This is a genomic window from Curtobacterium sp. TC1 (assembly GCF_019844075.1).
GTDB lineage: Bacteria > Actinomycetota > Actinomycetes > Actinomycetales > Microbacteriaceae > Curtobacterium.
In genome coordinates, this window is record NZ_CP081964.1 from 1,304,685 (window position 1) to 1,319,637 (window position 14,953).

Annotated in this window: 15 protein-coding genes; 12 read left to right on the forward strand and 3 right to left on the reverse strand. The window is 70.8% G+C overall.

Annotated elements, in window-relative coordinates:
• The first annotated feature begins 9 nt into the window (after positions 1-9).
• On the forward strand, positions 10-429 hold the full coding sequence (ndk, locus tag KZI27_RS07285; protein WP_111084529.1) for a nucleoside-diphosphate kinase: 420 nt from the start codon (positions 10-12) through the stop codon (positions 427-429).
• A gap of 14 nt (positions 430-443) precedes the next feature.
• Positions 444-1,292, forward strand: coding sequence for a DsbA family protein (locus tag KZI27_RS07290; RefSeq protein ID WP_222660246.1), 849 nt, complete (start codon positions 444-446; stop codon positions 1,290-1,292).
• A gap of 74 nt (positions 1,293-1,366) precedes the next feature.
• Here KZI27_RS07290 and KZI27_RS07295 read toward each other — a convergent pair whose 3' ends face one another.
• A complete protein-coding gene (locus KZI27_RS07295) occupies positions 1,367-2,218 on the reverse strand; it encodes a DsbA family protein (RefSeq protein WP_222660248.1) in 852 nt (283 codons plus the stop codon).
• A 133-nt stretch (positions 2,219-2,351) separates the two neighbouring features.
• Positions 2,352-2,954: a vitamin K epoxide reductase family protein gene (locus KZI27_RS07300; RefSeq protein ID WP_261784167.1), complete on the reverse strand. Its 603-nt coding sequence runs from the start codon at positions 2,952-2,954 to the stop codon at positions 2,352-2,354.
• Between the two features lie 349 nt (positions 2,955-3,303).
• On the opposite strand from KZI27_RS07300, the gene KZI27_RS07305 reads away from it, so the two are divergent.
• Positions 3,304-6,180, forward strand: a complete 2,877-nt coding sequence (locus tag KZI27_RS07305; protein ID WP_222660249.1) for an Rne/Rng family ribonuclease — start codon at positions 3,304-3,306, stop codon at positions 6,178-6,180.
• Between the two features lie 2 nt (positions 6,181-6,182).
• Positions 6,183-7,103 (forward strand): hypothetical protein, encoded by a 921-nt coding sequence (locus KZI27_RS07310; protein WP_222660251.1) that lies wholly within the window; start codon positions 6,183-6,185, stop codon positions 7,101-7,103.
• A 543-nt stretch (positions 7,104-7,646) separates the two neighbouring features.
• Here the strand turns inward: KZI27_RS07310 and KZI27_RS07315 are convergent.
• A complete protein-coding gene (locus KZI27_RS07315) occupies positions 7,647-7,919 on the reverse strand; it encodes a DUF4031 domain-containing protein (RefSeq protein WP_123313478.1) in 273 nt (90 codons plus the stop codon).
• Positions 7,920-8,098: 179 nt separating this feature from the next.
• On the opposite strand from KZI27_RS07315, the gene rplU reads away from it, so the two are divergent.
• From rplU to KZI27_RS07355, 8 genes are all read left to right on the forward strand, one after another.
• Positions 8,099-8,407: a 50S ribosomal protein L21 gene (gene rplU / locus KZI27_RS07320; RefSeq protein ID WP_123313479.1), complete on the forward strand. Its 309-nt coding sequence runs from the start codon at positions 8,099-8,101 to the stop codon at positions 8,405-8,407.
• A gap of 12 nt (positions 8,408-8,419) precedes the next feature.
• Complete coding sequence (rpmA, locus tag KZI27_RS07325) at positions 8,420-8,680, forward strand: 50S ribosomal protein L27 (RefSeq protein ID WP_222660253.1); 261 nt, start codon at positions 8,420-8,422, stop codon at positions 8,678-8,680.
• Between the two features lie 158 nt (positions 8,681-8,838).
• The gene (obgE, locus tag KZI27_RS07330) at positions 8,839-10,422 is read left to right on the forward strand and encodes a GTPase ObgE (protein WP_222660255.1); all 1,584 of its coding nucleotides are present in this window, start codon (positions 8,839-8,841) and stop codon (positions 10,420-10,422) included.
• Positions 10,423-10,429: 7 nt separating this feature from the next.
• Positions 10,430-11,248 (forward strand): glutamate 5-kinase, encoded by an 819-nt coding sequence (gene proB, locus KZI27_RS07335; RefSeq protein WP_260233112.1) that lies wholly within the window; start codon positions 10,430-10,432, stop codon positions 11,246-11,248.
• A 76-nt stretch (positions 11,249-11,324) separates the two neighbouring features.
• Positions 11,325-12,590: a glutamate-5-semialdehyde dehydrogenase gene (locus tag KZI27_RS07340; RefSeq protein ID WP_222660257.1), complete on the forward strand. Its 1,266-nt coding sequence runs from the start codon at positions 11,325-11,327 to the stop codon at positions 12,588-12,590.
• 41 nt (positions 12,591-12,631) lie between these two features.
• Entirely contained in the window at positions 12,632-12,832 is a 201-nt protein-coding gene (locus KZI27_RS07345) for a hypothetical protein (RefSeq protein ID WP_111084539.1), read from the forward strand.
• Between the two features lie 10 nt (positions 12,833-12,842).
• Positions 12,843-13,442, forward strand: coding sequence for a nicotinate-nucleotide adenylyltransferase (nadD, locus tag KZI27_RS07350; RefSeq protein WP_111084540.1), 600 nt, complete (start codon positions 12,843-12,845; stop codon positions 13,440-13,442).
• Positions 13,439-14,926: a hypothetical protein gene (locus KZI27_RS07355; RefSeq protein WP_222660259.1), complete on the forward strand. Its 1,488-nt coding sequence runs from the start codon at positions 13,439-13,441 to the stop codon at positions 14,924-14,926. The genes nadD and KZI27_RS07355 overlap by 4 nt, the downstream gene beginning before the upstream one ends.
• Positions 14,927-14,953: the final 27 nt, after the last annotated feature.

A 14,953-nucleotide genomic window follows, 5' to 3' on the forward strand; every position in this document is an offset into this window, starting at 1 on the left:
GAGTACTGCGTGTCCGACCTCGAAGAGACCCTCGTCCTCGTCAAGCCCGACGGCGTCGCCCGCCAGCTCACCGGTGAGATCCTCCGCCGCATCGAGTCGAAGGGCTACGAGATCGTCGACCTGAAGATGCTCACCGCGCCGCGCGACCTGCTGGACGCGCACTACGAGGAGCACCAGGGCAAGCCGTTCTTCGAGCCGCTCGTCGAGTTCATGCAGTCCGGTCCGGTCGTCGCCGTGCGCGTCGCCGGCAACGGCGTGATCGCCGGCTTCCGGTCGCTCGCCGGCACCACCGACCCGACCAGCGCCGCACCCGGGACGATCCGTGGCGACCTCGGTCGCGACTGGGGTCTCAAGGTGCAGCAGAACCTGGTGCACGGATCCGACAGCACCGAGTCGTCGGCGCGCGAGCTCGCGCTCTGGTTCGCCTGAGCGACGGGGAGAGCATGACGAACAACGACCGACCCACCAAGAACGAACGTCGTCAGCACGCGCGCGAGGTCTCGCGGCAGCGCGCCGACGCCGAGAAGCGTCGCAAGCGCCGCAACAAGTGGTTCCTGCAGGGCGGCATCGGCCTGGGGATCATCGCGATCGCCGCGATCATCACGCTCGTCGTGGTGAACGTGAACAACGCGCCCGCCGTGTCCGCGGCCGGGCCGAAGAACATGGCCACCGGTGCGATCCAGTTCACCGGCGAGGGCGGCGAGGTCACCCCGGTGACCACGAAGGCCGTCACCGCGAAGGGCACCCCGTCGGCGGTCCCGACGTCGAACACCGACGGCGCCGTGGCGGTCACCGAGTACGTCGACTGGGCCTGCCCGGTCTGCAAGCAGTTCGAGGCCGCCTACGCCGACCAGATCCTGGACAAGGTGAAGTCGGGCGACGCGACGCTGGCCATCCAGCCGGTGTCGATCCTCGACCGCAGCTACCAGAGCTCGCGCTACGCCAGCCGGGCCGCGAACGCCGCGATGTGCGTCGCGAACTACGCGCCGGACAAGTTCCTGGACGTCCAGACGCAGTTCTTCGACAACCAGCCCACCGAGGGCACCTCGGGCCTGACGAACGCCGAGATCGCGAAGCTCGTCAAGGCCGGGGGTGCGACCGGGTCGAACGTCTCCGAGTGCCTGTCGACCGAGCAGTTCAAGGGCTGGGTGACCAAGTCCACGAAGCTCGTCACCGAAGACGCGGCGCTGCAGGGCACGCAGGGCTTCGGCACGCCGACCGTGGTCGTGAACGGCAAGCGCCTCGACGACCTCAGCACGGTCATCACGGCGATCGACGCCGCGGCGAAGTAGCGCCACCGACACGAGCGAAGGCCCCCGCTTCCATCCGGAAGCGGGGGCCTTCGCTCGTGGCGGGCGCCTTCGGGTCAGGCGGCGCCACCGTTCTGCTCGACGAAGGACGCGAAGGCGTCGGTGTCGGTCAGGGAGCCGGTGAACTGCTTCCCGTTCACGATGATCGTGGGGGTGCTCGTCACCTTGTCGAGCGACGAGTTCGGGATCGGGTCGTTCATCACCCGGTTCGTGGCGTCGGCGACCCACCCGGCGAAGTGCTGCCCGGTGATGCACGAGGCGATCTTGCTGCTCGTCGCGCCGGCCTCCTTCGCCAGGGATGCCAGCTCGTCGTTCGACAGTCCCTTGGTGCTCTCGGACGGCTGGTTCTCGTAGAGCGCCGTATTGTACGCCAGGAACGCGTCCGGGTCGTCGTTCGCGACGCAGGCAGCGGCGGCGGCGGAGCGCGTGGAGTACTTCGACCCGAGGGACACCCGGTCGAGCAGGTTGAACGGGTGCAGTTCGAGCGTCGCCGAGCCGCTCTTCACCCATTGCTGGATCTGGTCCATCTGCGCCGTCTCGAACTGGTTGCAGTACGGGCACATGTAGTCCGAGTACACGGTGATGTTCGCCACCGAGTCGTCCTGCTTCGTCGCCGTCGGGGTCCCGCCGTCGGGCGTCGCCTTCGTCTCGACGGGCACGATCTTGCCGCTCTGGCCGGTGAACAGGATGCCGTCGCTCGCCATGTTGCGCGGCCCCGGCCCGGCGGGTTGCACCGAGTTCGCGATCACCAGGACGACCACGGCGACGACCGCCAGGCTGCCGACGATGATGCCGCTGATGCCGAGCGTCCTGTTGCGGCGACGTCGCGCCTGTTCCTGCACCCGGGCTTCGCGAGCGCGCTCTCGGGCGGCGTCGCGACGGACCTTCTTGCTCTCGTTCTCGCTCATCGAGATCGAGCGTAGGTGCTGCCCGGACGCCGACCGGGCGTCCTGCCTGGGAAGCGCCCAGGAATTCGATGACGTGTCATCGACACGTCATCGACGCGTCATCGTCGCCGTATCGGGAACGCCCAGGAGCGGATTAGAAGACCGTCAGGATGGTCGGGAACTTGATGATGATCGTCACGATGATGAACAGGTAGTTCGCCAGCGGGAACGCCCAGCAGAAGGGGAGCAGCACCCGGCCGACGCGCTGGGTCCCCGCGCCGAAGCGACCCTGCGCGGCGTTCCAGATCGTGAACACCCAGAACATCGGGATCGTCATCGACCACACGAGCATGCACCAGGGGCAGAGCGCGCCGATGAACCACACGGTCTGGGTGAAGAGCCACGTCACGAAGACCCATGCCAGGAACACGCCGGCGTTGAACGCGATCCAGAACCACCGCGAACCGTTCCGGAAGCCCGCGAGCATCAGCACGGCGACGGCGATCGGCGCGACGAAGCCCATCACGCCGAGCAACGGGTTCGGGAACCCGAACAGGTGGCCCTGCCAACTGGCCATGACGTCCGAGCAGCTGATGAACGGGTTCACGTCGCACGACAGCACGGTGTCCGGGTCTGCGTACTTCTTGAACTCGTCGAGCACCAGGGAGAACGACCCGTAGAGGCCGACGATCCCGGTGATCAAGAGGAAGACGGCCATCGCGACCGGACGACGGGGGGCAGGCGCTGACGTGCTCACGCCGTCATCATCGCACGCGGGTTCCGGTCCTTTCCGGGAGCGGCGTGCGATACTGGCCGGAGGTCGTGCGGGCAACCGCAGACCGAAGAGAGCTTTCCGGGCGGTGCCCCACGGGGCAGTGTCCGGACGATCAGGTGCGGTGAGAGCGCACCGTGGTCGGGACAGCGTCACTCCGACGCCGAGCCGACCCGGGCCGGGTGCCCGGACCGGAACGGCCGCGGACGCAACGAGAAGTTGACGCAGACCGGTCACGAAGACAGCGAGCGCGGGGCGTCGACGCCACCGCCACAACCAAAGAATTCCCGCCGCCTGACAAGGGTGCGAGTGGGGCCGAGGAGTGCGCCAGTCCATGGTGGAGCAGAACAACGACAACACGACCAACGACGAGAACGCCCCGAAGCGTCGGACCCGCCTGTTCGGCGGACGCCGCGCCCGGTCGTCCGGCCTGCAGGGTCAGGCCGGTGCCGCGCAGGCGCCGGCCGTCGACGAGGCCGCCGCGCTGACGGACGGTTCGTCCGCCGACGCAGCGGACGCGGCCGAGCCGACCGGAGCCGACACGGTCTCCGTCGCGGTCGAGGCCGTCGCCGCCCAGAGCGCCGAGCCGGACGACGTGAGCACGCTGACCGGCGACCTGCCGGTGGTCACGGCCGAGCCGACCGAGCCCGCGACCGACGTGACGGAGGCGAGTGGTGCCTCCCGTCCGACCGAGACCGCGCCGACGACCGAGGCGAGCGAACCCGCCGCCCCGGCCGAGCCGTTCGTCCCGAAGGCGACGAGCACGCTCAGCCTGATCTTCCACGCCCCCGTCTTGCCGGAGCTGCCGCGCCGCGCCGCGCGGTACGAGCGCGACGAGGACGACCGTGACGACCGCTTCGACCGTTCCGAGCGCGAGGACCGGTTCGACCGCGAGGACCACGACGAGGAGCCCGGCGGCTCCCGCCGTCGTTCGCGTCGTCGGGGGAGCAGCGCCGACCGCGAGTCCCGTGCACCGCGCGAGCCGCGCGACCACCAGGAGCCCCGCCGCCGCGAGCCCGAGCTCATCACCGAGCCGCAGCGCATCAAGGGCTCGACCCGACTCGAGGCGAAGAAGCAGCGCCGCCGCGACGGCCGTGACGCCGGACGTCGTCGCCAGGTCGTGAGCGAGGACGAGTTCCTCGCCCGCCGCGAGAGCGTCGACCGTCAGATGATCGTCCGCTCCAGCTCGTCGACGATCGAGATCGGCGTGCTCGAGGACGGCATCCTCGCCGAGCACTACATCACCAAGTCCGAGAACGTGTCGCTCATCGGCAACGTGTACCTCGGCAAGGTGCAGAACGTGCTGCCCTCAATGGAGGCAGCCTTCGTCGACATCGGCCGCGGCCGCAACGCCGTGCTCTACGCCGGCGAGGTCGACTGGAACTCCGTCGACACCAGCCACGGCCGTCGCATCGAGGCCGCGCTCAAGCCGGGCGACAAGGTCCTGGTCCAGGTCACGAAGGACCCCGTCGGCCACAAGGGCGCCCGTCTGACCAGCCAGGTCTCGCTGCCCGGTCGCTACCTGGTCTACGTGCCGAACGGCTCCATGAACGGCATCTCACGCAAGCTGCCCGACACCGAGCGTGCGCGCCTCAAGAAGATCCTGAAGGAGGTCCTGCCGGAGCACGCGGGCGTCATCGTGCGCACCGCTGCCGAAGGTGCGACCGAGGAGCAGCTCACCCGCGACGTGCAGCGTCTGACCAGCCAGTGGGAGGCCATCCAGAAGAAGGTCGCCGGTGGCCAGGCCCCGGTCATGCTGCACTCGGAGCCCGACCTGCTCGTCAAGATCGTGCGCGACGTCTTCAACGAGGACTTCACGAAGCTCATCATCGACGGCGAGGCTGCCGGCGGCACCATCGACGAGTACCTGTCGGCCGTCGCACCCGACCTGAAGGACCGCGTCGTCCGCTACGAGGGTCCGGACTCCTTCGAGGAGTACCGCCTGAACGAGCAGATCGACAAGGCGCTCGACCGCAAGGTCTGGCTGCCCTCCGGCGGTTCGCTCGTGATCGACCGCACCGAGGCCATGACGGTCGTCGACGTCAACACCGGCAAGTTCGTCGGCTCCGGGGGCAACCTCGAGGAGACCGTCACGAAGAACAACCTCGAGGCCGCCGAGGAACTCGTCCGTCAGCTCCGCCTGCGCGACATCGGCGGCATCATCGTCGTCGACTTCATCGACATGGTGCTCGAGGAGAACCGCGACCTCGTGCTCCGTCGCCTGATCGAGTGCCTGAGCCGCGACCGCACGAAGCACCAGGTCGCCGAGGTCACCTCGCTCGGCCTCGTGCAGATGACCCGCAAGAAGATCGGTGTCGGCCTGCGCGAGTCGCTCGACGAGGTCAACGCGAAGGTCAACGACAACAACGCCGACCCGGGCCCGAGCAAGGGGCGTCGCAAGGGGCGCAGCGGTGCGGCCGGGAACGGCGGCAACGGGAACGGGAACGGCGGCAACGGCGGCAACGGGCACGGCAACGGCGGGGGCAACTCCGGCGGTGGCTCGGGTTCGTCGAACGGGCAGTCGAGCCAGGCGCACCAGATCACGGACGACGTGAAGAACGCGCTGTCCCGGATCGCGGCCTCCACGATCCCGCACGAGGAGTCGCCGGCATCGCCGACCTCGGCAGCGGCCCCGACCTCGGCCGACGCGCCGGCGGGGACCGCCGAGTCCGCAGACGCGGGTGAACAGCCCAGCGGCTCGAAGCGTCGGCGCCGTGGCGGCCGTGGTGGACGGGGCGGTGAGCAGCCGAACGCTGCCACGACCGAAGCCACCGAGTCGGCATCCGCCGAGTCGGCATCCGCCGTGGTCGAGCCGGAGCCCGTCGCCGAGCCGAAGCGCGACGAGCCGAAGCAGGCCGCGCCGAGTCAGGCTGCCGACCAGTCGGCGGCTGCCGCTCCTGCCCCCGAACCGAAGGCCAAGGCCCCGGCCCGCCGTCGGGTCAGCTCCAGCGCGACGGTGACCCCGACCGAGAACACGGTCGCGATCCTGGACATCCCGCTCAACGCCGCACCGAAGCGCGAGCCCCGCCAGGTGGCCCCGGACGCCGAGTCGCTGCTGGACTCCGTGCTCCAGGCGCTGCCGGAGCCGAAGCAGCCGGGCCAGGGCCGTTCGCGGTCCCGCCGCGTGTCGTCGCCGAGCATCAGTGCTCCGGCCACGACCGAGGACGCATCCGGCGACGACACCGACGGCTCCGTCATCCTGGGGAACTGAGCGTGGCGAACCCCGGTGACCCGCAGCAGGATCGTGGGTACTACGGTGCGGGCTGGCAGCAGCCCGCACCGCCCGGACCCGGGGGAGCCGGCGGTCCCGTGCCGCCGTACGGAGGGCAGCCCGGCGGGCAGCCGCTGCGCGGTGGGCAGCCGACCGCGGGGGTGCCCTACGCGCCGCCACGGCCGCCGCGCACGCCGGCCGATCCGCGTCGGGCCTTCGCGCCCGGCGCCTCGGTGAACAACACGGCCGGGGCGCTCATCGCCGTGGTGTCGCTCGTGCTCGTCGAGTTCGTGTCCGGCGTCGTCGGCCTGATCGGGACGTCGCTCGTCGTCAGCCCGTTCGCGCACTACGGTGCCGGTGCGAGCCTCGTCGGCAGCTTCATCGCCGGGGTCTTCCTCGCGCCGTTCCCGTTCTACGCCGGGGCCTTCCTGGCGCTGGCCTTCCTGACGCCGATCGCCCGTCGCAGCCCGCTGCCGACGGTGCTGCTCCGAGCGGCGCTCGCCGGCGCCGCGGGGACCATCGCACTCGCGCTCGTCGGCGTCTTCACCGGCGCGTTCGGCGCGATCACCTCGGGCGGGTCCCGTCTGGTCATCGACGTCGTCACGAACCCGCTCCGCAACGGGGTGCCGTACACGGTGATGCTCCTGGCGACCGCCACCGCCGCATGGCTCTGGCTCGGCCGCCCGCGACGGAACCGCGGTGCAGCGCCGACGTCCGGCCTGCCGGGCACGGTACGGCCCGCAGACGCCGTGCCGCCCGCGACCGTGCAGCCGGGGCCGCAGCAGCCGCACCAGGGCCCGTACGGACAGGGTCTGGTCCAGCCGGACCCCCACGGGCAGTACGGCGGTCAGTACGGCGCACAGCCCCGTCCGGACCAGCAGCAGCCGCCGGCCGCACCATGGGGTGGTCCGGCGCCCCGCTGACCCCCGGCCGTCGACGCGCGGTCGCTGCACCGTGCGAGGTTCTCCGGGCGGTGCGGCGTTCGTGGCACGGTGCGAGCCTCTGGCGCTGCACCGAGCCACCAACCTCGCACCGCCCGCTGAACCCCGGCCGTCGACGCGCGGTCGCGGCACCGTGCGAGGTTCTCCGGGCGGTGCGGCGTTCACGGCACGGTGCGAGCCTCTGGCGCTGCACCGAGCCACCAACCTCGCACCGCCCGCTGACCCCCGGTCGTCGACGCGCGGTCGCTGCACCGTGCGAGGTTCTCCGGGCGGTGCGGCGTTCACGGCACGGTGCGAGCCTCTGGCGCCGCATCGAGCCACCAACCTCGCATGCTGCGGGGAACCCCGCACGGTGCGGCCGGGAGGCCCGGCGCACGCCCGCCACGCGTCTCACCTCGCACGGTGCGACGCCACGTCCAGGGCACGTGCGCATCGTGCGAGGTTCCGGACACGGTGCGAGCCGCCACGCCCCGCGCCGAGTCCGGAACCGTGCACCGTGCGTGCAGGACGCACGCGGCCCGCGCGTCAGTGCGCGCGCTTGTCGCGCTGCGCCACGCGCAGCCCGCTGCGGATCAGCCGCAGCACGAGCTCGCGTCCGGACACCGCCGACGCCCCCGCGGCGACGAGTTCGTCGTACTTCGCGAGCGGCACGTCGTAGTGGTCGTGGTCGAACGCACGTCGCGGCACACCGGCGCGTGCAGCGAACGCGTGGAGTTCCGCGTAGGATTCATCACTGACGAGGTGCGACCACAGAGTGTCGTGAGCGGGCCACGTCGGTGGGTCGATCAACACGGTCACCGTGCAATCGTACGTGTGTCGCCGTTTGACCGGACCCATGGGGATCGAGTATTCTCGATCCCTGGTGTCAGCGGGCCGTTCTGCCTGCGTCGCCGATCGGGCCCGGCCTCCCGGGAGCCGCTCGTGCAGAAGTGGGCACCCGAGACTTCCCTCAAGCAGAGTTACGTAAGGATTTCCACGTGGTTTACGCAGTAGTGCGCGCCGGCGGCCGTCAGGAAAAGGTCGAGGTCGGCACCATCCTGACCGTCGACCGTGTCAAGGCGGACGACAAGGGCAACATCGACCTCGCCCCCGTGCTCCTCGTGGACGGTGACAAGATCACGTCGGCGGCTTCCGAGCTCGCCAACGTGACCGTCACCGCCGAGGTGCTCGACGACCTGCGCGGTCCGAAGGTCATCATCCAGAAGTTCAAGAACAAGACCGGGTACAAGAAGCGCCAGGGTTTCCGCGCTGAACTGACCCGCGTCAAGATCACCAAGATCGCGTAAGGGAGTCAGCTCATGGCACACAAGAAGGGTGCGAGTTCCACTCGCAACGGTCGTGACTCGAACGCACAGCGCCTCGGCGTGAAGCGCTTCGGTGGCGAGGTCGTCAACGCCGGCGAGATCATCATCCGCCAGCGTGGGACCCACTTCCACCCGGGCGCCAACGTCGGCCGCGGTGGCGACGACACGCTGTTCGCCCTCTCGGCCGGTTCGGTCGAGTTCGGCACCAAGGGTGGCCGCAAGGTCATCAACATCATCAACATCGTCAACGCGTAGTCGCGACGATCAGCTTCAGCGGGAGGGGCGGGCCGAGTGCCCGCCCCTCCTTCGCTTTTCCCGCCGACGGATGCCGTCGGCACAACGCGCTGACGGATCCCGTCGGCACAACGCGCTGACGGATCCCGTCGGCACAACGACCTTCCAGGAGTGGAACCATGGCGACCTTCGTCGACCGCGTGACCCTGCACCTCAGCGCGGGGAAGGGCGGCAACGGTTGCGTCTCGGTCCGCCGTGAGAAGTTCAAGCCCCTCGCCGGGCCCGACGGTGGCAACGGCGGTGACGGCGGCGACATCGTGCTCGTGGCCGACCCGCAGGTCACCACGCTGCTCGGCTACCACCGCTCGCCGCACCGTTCGTCCAAGAACGGTCAGCCCGGCATGGGTGACCACCGCAGTGGTGTGAGCGGTGAGGTCCAGGAGCTCCCGCTCCCGATCGGCACCGTCGTGTACGACGAGGCCGGCGAGGTCATCGCCGACTTGACCGAACCCGGGATGCGCGTTGTCGTGGCCCCCGGTGGGCAGGGCGGTCTCGGCAACGCGGCGCTCTCCACCACGAAGCGCAAGGCCCCCGGGTTCGCGCTCCTCGGTACCGAGGGCTGGGCGGGTGACATCAGCCTCGAGCTGAAGACCATCGCCGACGTCGCCCTCGTCGGGTTCCCGAGTGCCGGCAAGTCCTCGCTCATCGCGGCGATCTCGGCCGCGAAGCCGAAGATCGCCGACTACCCCTTCACCACGCTCACCCCCAACCTCGGCGTCGTCGAGTCGGGCGAGAGCCGCTTCACGGTCGCCGACGTCCCCGGTCTGATCGAGGGCGCGTCGGAGGGCAAGGGCCTCGGCCTCGAGTTCCTGCGGCACGTCGAGCGCTGCGAAGCCCTGCTGCACGTCATCGACTGCGCGACGATGGACCCGGGCCGCGACCCGATCAGCGACCTCGACGTCATCCTCGGCGAACTCGAGCGCTACCCGGTCCCCGAGGGCCAGGTGCCGCTGCTCGAGCGTCCGCAGCTCATCGCGCTCAACAAGATCGACGTGCCGGACGCCGCCGAGCTCGCCGAGTTCGTCACCGCCGAGCTCGAGGGCCGCGGCTACCGCGTGTTCCCGATCTCCACTGCGTCGCACAAGGGCCTGCGCGAGCTGACGTTCGCGCTGGCCGAGGTCGTCGAGCAGGGTCGTGCGAAGCGCGCGGCCGAGCCGGTCGTCGAGCGCATCGTCATCCGCCCCCGCGCGGTCAACGACCAGGGCTTCACGGTCCGTGCCGAGGGCGGCGAGGAGCACCGCTTCTACCGCGTGCGCGGTGCGAAGCCCGAGCGGTGGGTGCAGCAGACCGACTTCACCAACGAAGAGGCGATCGGCTTTCTGGCCGACCGGCTCGCGAAGCTCGGTGTCGAGGACGGCCTGTTCAAGGCCGGCGCCGTCGCCGGCTCGACCGTCGTGATCGGCGGCGACGGCGGCATGGTCTTCGACTGGGAGCCGACGCTCACCTCGACGGCGGAGCTCATCACGAGCGCCCGAGGCACCGACGCCCGTATCGGCGCGACGTCGCGTCCGACCCGCAACGAGCGTCGCGAGGAGTACTTCGAGCGGATGGACGCCAAGGCGGCCGCCCGTGCCGAGCTCGAGCAGGAGCGCGTCGCCGGCCTCTGGGTGAACGACGACGTCGTGACCAGCGACGACCTCGAGACGAGCGACGACCTCGAGACGAGCGACGACCTCGAGACGACCAGCGACCAGAAGGACTGACCGCGGCATGACCGACACGACCGCCCGCACCGACCTCGGACCCGTCACCCGGCGCGAGGACATCCCGCGTGCGCGGCGGATCGTGGTGAAGGTCGGCTCGTCGTCGGTCAGCGGTGACGCCGCCGGTCAGATCGGACCGCTGGTGGACGCCCTGTCCGCGGCGTACGGCCGGGGCACCGAGGTCGTGCTCGTGTCGTCCGGCGCGATCGCCACCGGGTTCCCGTTCCTCGGGCTCGAGGGCCGTCCGGACGACCTCGCCACGCAGCAGGCCGCCGCGGCGACCGGCCAGAACGTCCTGATGTTCCGGTACCAGAAGGAACTCGACCGGCACCGGGTCGTCGCGGCGCAGATCCTGCTGACCGCCGGTGACCTGCAGAACCCGACGCACCGGGTGAACGCGCAGCGCGCCGTCGACCGACTGCTCGCCCTCCGGGTGCTGCCGATCGTGAACGAGAACGACACCGTCGCCACGCACGAGATCCGCTTCGGCGACAACGACCGGCTCGCCGCCCTGGTGGCGCGGCTGCTCGGTGCCGACGCCCTGGTGCTGCTGTCCGACGTCGAGGCCCTGTACACGAAGCCCCCCGAGCAGCCCGGCGCCGAGCGCATCGACGAGGTCCCGTTCGGCGACGAGCTCGCCGGCGTCACCTTCGGCTCCGTCGGCAAGTCCGGCGTGGGGACCGGGGGTGCCGGCACGAAGGTCGCGGCCGCACGGCTCGCGGCCGAGGCCGGTACGTCGGTCCTGGTGACCGCCACGGCGCTCGTCGACCGCGCCCTGTCGGGCGAGCACGTGGGCACCTGGTTCCACGCGGCGCCCCGTTCCTGACACGCGTCGTCCACAGCGGTCGGGAGGCCGGGGTCGCGTCCGTCACACGGGATCGCGTCGGGCCTAGGATCGGTCCATGTCGTCGATCGCGCCCGCCCCGACCCTGACCGACACGCTCGTGGCGGCCCGCACCGCTTCGTCGGCCCTCGCGACCGCGACGACGGCGGTCAAGGACGCCGCCCTCGTGGCGATCGCCGCCGGCGTCCGCGCCGCCACGGACGAGATCGTCGCCGCGAACCACGGTGACCTGGTCGCGGGCGAGGAGAGCGGCCTGTCGTCCGGGCTCGTCGACCGTCTCCGGCTCGACCCCGCACGCATCGAGGCGCTGGCCACCGCGGTCGAGGACGTCGTCGGTCTGCAGGACCCGGTGGGGGAGCACCTCCGCGGCTCGCTGCTGCCGAACGGCCTGCAGCTGACCCAGGTGCGGGTGCCGTTCGGGGTCGTCGGTGCCATCTACGAAGCACGCCCGAACGTCACGGTCGACATCGCCTCGCTCGCGCTGAAGTCCGGCAACGCCGTCGTGCTCCGCGGTGGATCGGCGGCCCAGCGGACGAACGCCGTGCTCGTGGCCCGCATCCAGGACGCAGTGGAGTCGGTCGGCCTACCGCGCGAGCTCGTGCAGACCATCGACGAGTTCGGCCGCGCCGGCGCCACGGAGCTGATGCGCGCCCGGGGCCTGGTCGACGTCCTCATCCCGCGTGGCAGCGCCTCGCTCATCCAGACCGTCGTCACCGAGTCGCAGGTCCCCGTGATCGAGACGGGTGCCGGCGTCGTGCACGTGTTCCTCGATGCGTCCGCCCCCGAGCAGCGCGCCGTCGACATCGTCCTGAACAGCAAGGTGCAGCGGCCGAGCGTGTGCAACGCCCTCGAGACCCTGCTGGTGCACGAGCAGGCGGCCGAGAGGCTCCTGCCCGCGTTGGCGGACCGGCTCCGCGCCTCCGGGGTCACGCTGCGCGGCGACGACGCCACCCGGGCGATCGTGCCGGGGGTGCTCCGCGCCACCGACGAGGACTGGGCGACCGAGTCGATGGACCTCGACTTGTCGATCCGGGTCGTGCCGGACGTCGACGCCGCGATGGCGCACATCGCGCGCTGGTCCACCCACCACACCGAGTCGATCGTGACGAACGACGTCGACACGGCCGAGCGGTTCCTGGCGACGGTGGACTCGGCGGTCGTGATGGTGAACGCCTCGACGCGCTTCACCGACGGCGGCGAGTTCGGCTTCGGCGCCGAGGTGGGCATCTCGACGCAGAAGCTGCACGCCCGTGGTCCGATGGGGTTGCCGGAGCTCACGAGCACCAAGTGGATCGTGCGCGGGAACGGCCAGATCCGCGGCTAGACTGAACGGCGTCTTTCCCCGACCGAACGGAGCACCGAACGATGACCTTCCTCGCAGAAGCTGCTGAGCACGCCTCCGGGGCCCCGGCGTTCGTGTTCCCGCTCGTCGGTGCGCTGTTCTTCGTCTTCCTGGGCTTCGTCACCTGGAGCTTCCGCGACGTGGCGTACCGCCACTCGCAGAAGTTCGAGGCGACCCGCCACCACGAGACGGGTGTCGACGAGTTCGGCCACACCAAGATCTGATCTGCACTCGATGCTCGAGAGCACCGGACGACCGCGCATCGGGGTGATGGGCGGCACGTTCGACCCCATCCACCACGGTCACCTCGTCGCGGCGTCCGAGGTGGCTCGGGCGTTCGACCTCGACGAGGTCGTGTTCGTCCCCACGGGGCAGCCGTACATGAAGTCCGGCGTCACGGATGCCGAGCACCGCTACCTGATGACGGTCATCGCGACCGCATCGAACCCGATGTTCACGGTGAGCCGCGTCGACATCGACCGCCCCGGCCCGACGTACACGGTCGACACGCTCCGCGACCTGCACGAACAGCGGCCCGACGCGCAGCTCGTCTTCATCTCGGGCGCAGACGCCGTTCAGCAGATTGTCGACTGGAAAGACCATGATGGTCTCTGGGACCTCGCGCACTTCGTCGCTGTGACGCGTCCGGGACACGACCTGAGCATCAGTGGACTCCCCGAGCGAGACGTAAGCTTGCTCGAAGTCCCTGCACTGGCCATCTCGTCGACCGACTGCCGCGACCGGGTGAGACGTGGTTCCCCCGTCTGGTACCTGGTCCCCGACGGGGTCGTCCAGTACATCTCCAAGCACCACCTGTATCGGAGCGTTGCATGAGTTCGTCCGACGCGCAGCCGCCCCTGTCGCGGCGCCAGGCGCGCGAGCGGGAGCGTGCCGCAGCAGCCGGTTCGCAGCCCGCGACGCCGCCACCGACCGTCGCCGCACCCGCCGAGTCGACGGAACCCCGTCCTCGGCCCGGTTCGCACGTGGCACCCGCCCCCGGCGGTCCGACCCAGTCCTCTGCCCCGGCATCCGCCGCGACGGGCACGCCGGCATCGGCGCCCTCCGTGCCGGTGACCTCCGTGCCTTCTGCCGGGGTGTCGCCGTTCCCGCCGGCCTCCGCGACCGAGATCGTCCCCGGCAGCGGTGGTCTGACCCGCCGCCAGATCCGCCAGCAGCGTGCCGCCGAGAACCAGGCGGTCCTGCCGGTACCGCTGCAGAACCCGACGCCGCAGTCCTCCGACCGCACCGTCGAGGACGTCCTCGGCTCGGTCGACACCATCGAGCCGACCTCGGCCCCGCGTGCGACGGACGAGCCGTCCGGCGCCGACGGCCCCACCGTTCTCGACCAGGCTGCGGTCGCCCAGGCCACCGAGGCCGACGGGTCGCCCGACGCCCTCGAGCCGCTCGACGAAGCCGCTGCGCACGCCGAGGAGCCCCGGCGCCACCGGTCGACCTGGTCACCGCCCGCCGACGACGCTTCCGACGCACAGCCCGCAGCCGGGTCCACGGACGAGGTCGCCGCAGGGACGCCGGGCGACCAGTCGCACACCGACCGGACGGGCACCGACCAGACGGGCGCCGACGAGACGGGCGCCGACGGGGCGCAGAGCGACGCGGAGACACCGGCCGACGTCGCCGCGCTCGAGCACCCCTCGGCCACGCCGCTCCCGGGGATCCCGGACGGCGCGCCGTCGACCCCGGCGGTGTTCCCGCTGTCCCTCGATCCCGAGGACGACGACACCAACGAGGTCCCGATCCCGGAACCCGCTCGGACCGAGCCCCCGAAGGTCCCCGCGTCCTTCCAGCGGCCGTCCGAGCCGAAGCCGATGACGACGGCCTTCGAGCCGCCCGTCGGGCACTGGTCGCAGCAGGCGCACGGCTCGAACGACGCCGAGGTGCTCGACGACTCGACCGGCACCCGCCGCATCGCGGTCACCGACACGAACGCGATCATCCTGCCGAACTCGGCCCTCGCCGACCCGACCGGTGCGCTGAACGCGACGGGCGAGGTGATCCTCACCGGATCGATCGACCTGCCTGCGTCGCTGTCGTCGACGGGGTCGCACCGGCCGATCGACGGCGCCGAGGTCGATCGTCTGCTCGAGCAGCACGACGAGCAGCCGGAGACCGACGCCAGCCCGGTGCGCGCCAGCCGTGCCGTGTCCAGCCACACCTCGACCCGCCAGGTCGTCCTCGCCGCCGCGAAGCCGAAGGAGTCGCGCACGCCGCTCATCCTCGGCGTCACGGTGGGTGCGGTCGGACTGGCAGCGGCCGGTGTCATCATCACCGCCCTCCTCACCACCCACATGGGCGGCTGACCGCTGCCGTCCCCGACGTCCGTCGTG

Excerpts from the sequence above, each read along its gene's own strand:
- KZI27_RS07290 (WP_222660246.1), top strand. The coding sequence starts at position 444 with ATGACGAACAACGACCGACCCACCAAGAACGAACGTCGTCAGCACGCG.
- KZI27_RS07295 (WP_222660248.1), bottom strand. The coding sequence starts at position 2,218 with ATGAGCGAGAACGAGAGCAAGAAGGTCCGTCGCGACGCCGCCCGAGAG.
- KZI27_RS07305 (WP_222660249.1), top strand. The coding sequence starts at position 3,304 with ATGGTGGAGCAGAACAACGACAACACGACCAACGACGAGAACGCCCCG.
- rpmA (WP_222660253.1), top strand. The coding sequence starts at position 8,420 with ATGGCACACAAGAAGGGTGCGAGTTCCACTCGCAACGGTCGTGACTCG.
- obgE (WP_222660255.1), top strand. The coding sequence starts at position 8,839 with ATGGCGACCTTCGTCGACCGCGTGACCCTGCACCTCAGCGCGGGGAAG.
- proB (WP_260233112.1), top strand. The coding sequence starts at position 10,430 with ATGACCGACACGACCGCCCGCACCGACCTCGGACCCGTCACCCGGCGC.
- KZI27_RS07340 (WP_222660257.1), top strand. The coding sequence starts at position 11,325 with ATGTCGTCGATCGCGCCCGCCCCGACCCTGACCGACACGCTCGTGGCG.
- KZI27_RS07345 (WP_111084539.1), top strand. The coding sequence starts at position 12,632 with ATGACCTTCCTCGCAGAAGCTGCTGAGCACGCCTCCGGGGCCCCGGCG.
- nadD (WP_111084540.1), top strand. The coding sequence starts at position 12,843 with ATGCTCGAGAGCACCGGACGACCGCGCATCGGGGTGATGGGCGGCACG.
- KZI27_RS07355 (WP_222660259.1), top strand. The coding sequence starts at position 13,439 with ATGAGTTCGTCCGACGCGCAGCCGCCCCTGTCGCGGCGCCAGGCGCGC.